This is a genomic window from Flavobacterium sp., assembly GCF_025352015.1.
Classification (GTDB): Bacteria; Bacteroidota; Bacteroidia; order Flavobacteriales; family Flavobacteriaceae; genus Flavobacterium.
Window position 1 is genome coordinate 1 of the sequence record NZ_JANXUG010000009.1, and the last position, 4,409, is coordinate 4,409.

Genomic DNA, 4,409 nt, shown 5'->3' on the forward strand with positions numbered 1-4,409 from the left:
GCAATAAAGTATAAATTTGAAATAATTATTAAACCTAAAAAAAGGTCAACGTATTTTAGGATAAGACAATTAGTTCAAGAGATAGCGGTCTTAGACAAAGAGATAAATGAATACATCGCAGCCGAAAACAAAGCAAGTGCGGACTACGAGGACAGAAAGGTTAAAAAACTTGACCATGCAACTCCTGCTATTCCTGACATTAAGACCCGATGCAAAACAATCTTTCAAAAAGCCGACCAAGCGTATCAAGCACAGTTGGCGTTGTTGAGAATTTTTTACCCCGACTTTAGTAAACAATCTTTTTACTCAAACTTTTTGGACTTTATCAAAACCAAATATGGAGAGCAAGACCAGTTTACAAAGTTTATGACAGAAATTTTGCCATTCATTATGTTGGTTAGAAACATTCGCAACTGTTTAGACCACAGAAGGACAGAAACAGAGATTAAAGATTTTGAATTACAAGCAAACTCAAACATCATCTCACCGACTATTGAAGTCAACTATCTTGAAAGCAAACTTCCGAGAATGTCTTTATTCCAGTTTCTTCCATCCGTGACAGAAAACTTAGTAACAATTTTTGAAAACATGATTGCATTTTTGACAGCTAAGAATTTAAAATCGGACAGAATAATGCCTGGGGATATTCGTGTTATCCCAGAAGACAAGAGAATAAATAAACACATAAAATATGCTTACTGGTCTCCCTTGGGTTCAGAAGGATTTTATAAACAATAACTTTGATAAAATGAAAAAGAGAATTCTAAAATTTTTGAAGTGGACATTTGTTCTTGTAATCATCGGAGCTATTGGTGCGGGACTTTTTTTTCTGAACAAGCATCTGCGGGATGAGAAGTTATTTATTTACAAAAATGGAACAGACAAAAAAGCTATTTTGAATTCTACTTGGAATATGTCATGGAAAGAGATTGAACGAGCTAATCAATGTAAACTAAAGGACGGTGTAACATTCACATTCTTTGAACCCGGACTGAATGCTTTGTTAGACGAAAAGCGAATTACTGCGAAACAAATTGACGAGATAAATCTTTGGACGTATTCAGCAGAACTTGGCTATAATTTCTTTGACGATAGGTTATTCAGATATAAATTACTTGGCAAAGTGTATGAGCCAAATGAATTTGATAGCATTGCTAAAAAAAATCTTTCTCTTTCATATGGCACATTCATTAAAGATTCGACACAGTATGGAGGTAAGTTTTTAAAAGATTCTATTTCAGTTGAATATAGTCAGTTTGATATAGATTCAAAAGAGCAAGAAAAAGAACATCGTTTTTTCATTGAGGTTACATACTTGCCAACTTTCAACGAAATAGTCAGGACAGCAGAAAAAGAACAACAATCAATATTTCATTAAGCATGAGCATCTCCGTTAAAATAATTGTAAAATTAGTTCTCGTAATTTTATTTCTCTGTTGTCTCCTTGATATGCCTTATAGTTATTTTCAACTTGTAAGGTTTTTAGGAATGACAGGTTTTGTTTGGTTAGCATATCAAGAAAGGAACAGCCAAGACAAAACAATTTTAATTATTTGGGCGGCATCTGCTCTTTTGATAAACCCATTTATAAAAATTTCATTAGGGAGGACAGTGTGGAATGCAATTGATGTTGTGTGGGCATTAATTCTGATTCTAACAATTTGGAAGGATACAACTTCGTGGAGAAAGAAAAACGGCAGCTAACAAGGGGTTTGCGATAGCGGGGGTTCCGTGCTTCGCAGACAGTTTGGTGCAAGGTGGAAGTTCAGTGCTCCGAACAAAGTTTAGTGCTAAAACTCCCCGCCATCTCAAACCCCCGAACCGTCAAACTGTCTAAAAACCTCTTCCCATTTATTACTCTTTTTGTCAAACAAAGAACGATTTTTATTTGGTGCTTAAGTACTTTTTTTGTAAATTCATAACTGTAAAACAAGCAACTATGAGCAAGTTCATTTTTTTTAAACCAAACTAAAACTACTGTTTTTTATTTAGCGATTAATCAGTACTAAAAAGTAGTATATTTAAGTTTATTAAAAATTAGTTTGTAAAAAAATTAGGTTTTTGGACGAACTGACGTTGTGCGACACTTTCGAGCGACAGAAAACCGAAAAAATAATCGAAAATCTATGTCAGAATACCATAAATTGGTATTTTTGTAAAAAATATAAAGTTATGGCACGAAATACATCAATTTTAATCGGAGAATATTACGAAAGTTTTATAAACAGACAAATTGCAACAGGAAAATATAATTCTGTAAGCGAAGTTGTTAGAACTGCTTTGAGACATTTTGAACAAGAAGAAATTCAAACTAAATCTTTAATTGCAGAACTAGAACTCGGAGAAAAAAGCGGTAAAATTCAAAATTTTAACCGTTCAGAAAACCTAAAACGATTAAACGAAAATTTCCAAAAGTGATGGCGGAATATATCATTAGCGAAAAAGCTTTAGAAGATTTGAATAATATCTGGATTTATACGGCTGAAAATTGGTCGATTGAACAAGCTAACCGATATTATAATTTGATAATGGATGAAATAGAATTTGTCGCTGAAAATTTTGAAACAACTAAAGATTTTGGAAGTATTCGTAAAGATTATCGATATTCAAAAGTGAAATCGCATTTAATATTTTGCAAACGAATTGAAAATACAGAAATGGAAGTCGTAAGAATTTTACATGAAAGAATGGATGTTAAAAATAGAATTAACGATTAAAAAAGAAAAAGCAATCGCACAACAGCCGTTTCTCGCAATTGCGAATTTTGGGGTAAGTTCACGTTTCCTTTTAGGTTAATTTAATCATTATTTTTTTATTGCAAACTAAAGGCAAAAAGTTATAGGCAAGCATTACAGACCCGAAACCGACAGACAACAGAATGAAATTGACCAAACTTTTCAACGATTTTTTTGACAGCGAAAAAGCAGGTGGACTAATTTTAATTTTCGTAACAGTTCTTTCACTTGGACTTGCAAATTCGGCTTGGCAGACAGACTATATTAATTTTTGGTATTTTGACTTGGGTGGACACAGTATTGTTCATTGGATTAATGACGGACTAATGACCATCTTTTTTCTTCTCATTGGTTTAGAGTTGGAACGAGAAATTTATCACGGAGAACTTTCAGACATAAAAAGTGCTTCATTACCAATTTTTGGTGCAATAGGCGGAATGCTTGTTCCAGCAGGTCTGTTTTTATTGCTTAACTTCGGGACAGACACTCAAGCAGGTGCAGGTATTCCAATGGCGACAGACATTGCTTTTGCTATCGGCATTTTATCTCTTTTAGGCAATCGTGTTCCAACCTCTCTAAAAATATTCTTGACAGCTTTGGCAGTAATGGACGACTTGGGAGCAATAATAATTATTGCAATTTTCTACACAACCACAATAGCATTTGTTAATTTATTTATTGCATTAGGCATTTTCGGTTTTCTACTCATTCTAAACCGACTTAAAGTTCACAACTTAATTCCATATTTAATTGGCGGTGTAATAATGTGGTATTTTATGTTACATTCAGGTGTTCACGCTACAATAACAGGTGTTTTGTTAGCATTTGCAATTCCGTTTGGTAGAGGTGGGGAAAAATCACCTTCATATATTCTTCAATATTTCTTACACAAACCAGTTGCTTTTTTTATTCTTCCATTGTTTGCAATAGCTAATACTTGCATTGCGGTTGGCGACAGTTGGCAAAGTGGTTTAGGACAAACAAACAGTTTAGGAATTATCGCAGGACTTGTAATAGGAAAACCTATAGGCATTTGGCTCTTTTCATATTTCGGAGTTGGCTTGGGACTTTGTGCATTACCGACAGACTTGAAATGGAAAAATATAATTGGTGCAGGTTTTTTAGGTGGTATAGGTTTTACAATGTCAATCTTCATTACACTTCTTGCGTTTGACAATGCAGACATCATTAATAATTCAAAAATTGCAATTCTAATTGCATCATTTCTTGCAGGGACAATTGGCTTTATATTCCTCAAACTGACACTTAAAATACAAGTAGAAAAAGACGAGACACCTTGACGATAGAAATATGTCAGCCTACAACAAACAACTGTGCTTAAAAACAAATATATTTTGCTTTTTTTTGCCCAGTTTTGTGTTGGAAACCAAAATTAGTCTTGCAAAGGGGAAATGAATTTTTCATTTTCCTTTCAAAAGAAAATTTTAATTTGTTATTTCCAATTTTACTTCTTTAGTTTTCATTGTACTCAACCCCTGATTTTGCTATTGCAAAGGCTTGTTTTAGCAGTTTATTACACACAGCAATTAGTGCTAATTTCTTGTTTTCCCCTTGGTTTGTTATTCGGTTGTCATCTCCTAAAAAAACTTGACACATTTCTAAACCCAAACTAGAAATGGAAACATTAAAAAAGGAGTACCGAGTTTCAGATTA

General features: G+C 33.5%; 6 protein-coding genes and 1 pseudogene. 6 read left to right on the plus strand and 1 reads right to left on the minus strand.

The annotated features are described in order from the left end of the window. From Q0Q96_RS00750 to nhaA, 6 genes are all read left to right on the plus strand, one after another. A partial coding sequence (locus tag Q0Q96_RS00750; protein WP_293870303.1) for a hypothetical protein occupies window positions 1-738 on the plus strand: 738 nt, incomplete at its 5' end. 10 nt (window positions 739-748) lie between these two features. Continuing rightward, window positions 749-1,378, plus strand: a complete 630-nt coding sequence (locus tag Q0Q96_RS00755; protein ID WP_293870305.1) for a hypothetical protein — start codon at window positions 749-751, stop codon at window positions 1,376-1,378. Window positions 1,379-1,380: 2 nt separating this feature from the next. Continuing rightward, on the plus strand, window positions 1,381-1,704 hold the full coding sequence (locus Q0Q96_RS00760) for a DUF6804 family protein (protein ID WP_293870307.1): 324 nt from the start codon (window positions 1,381-1,383) through the stop codon (window positions 1,702-1,704). Window positions 1,705-2,172: 468 nt separating this feature from the next. Then, complete coding sequence (locus Q0Q96_RS00765) at window positions 2,173-2,418, plus strand: type II toxin-antitoxin system ParD family antitoxin (protein WP_293870309.1); 246 nt, start codon at window positions 2,173-2,175, stop codon at window positions 2,416-2,418. Beyond that, window positions 2,418-2,717: a type II toxin-antitoxin system RelE/ParE family toxin gene (locus Q0Q96_RS00770; protein ID WP_293870311.1), complete on the plus strand. Its 300-nt coding sequence runs from the start codon at window positions 2,418-2,420 to the stop codon at window positions 2,715-2,717. Before Q0Q96_RS00765 ends, Q0Q96_RS00770 begins: the two co-directional genes overlap by 1 nt. A gap of 161 nt (window positions 2,718-2,878) precedes the next feature. Beyond that, entirely contained in the window at window positions 2,879-4,036 is a 1,158-nt protein-coding gene (nhaA, locus tag Q0Q96_RS00775) for a Na+/H+ antiporter NhaA (RefSeq protein ID WP_293870313.1), read from the plus strand. A gap of 172 nt (window positions 4,037-4,208) precedes the next feature. Here nhaA and Q0Q96_RS00780 read toward each other — a convergent pair. Then, window positions 4,209-4,322 (minus strand): annotated as a pseudogene (locus Q0Q96_RS00780) (IS110 family transposase); the annotation flags it as partial. Window positions 4,323-4,409 lie beyond the last annotated feature (87 nt).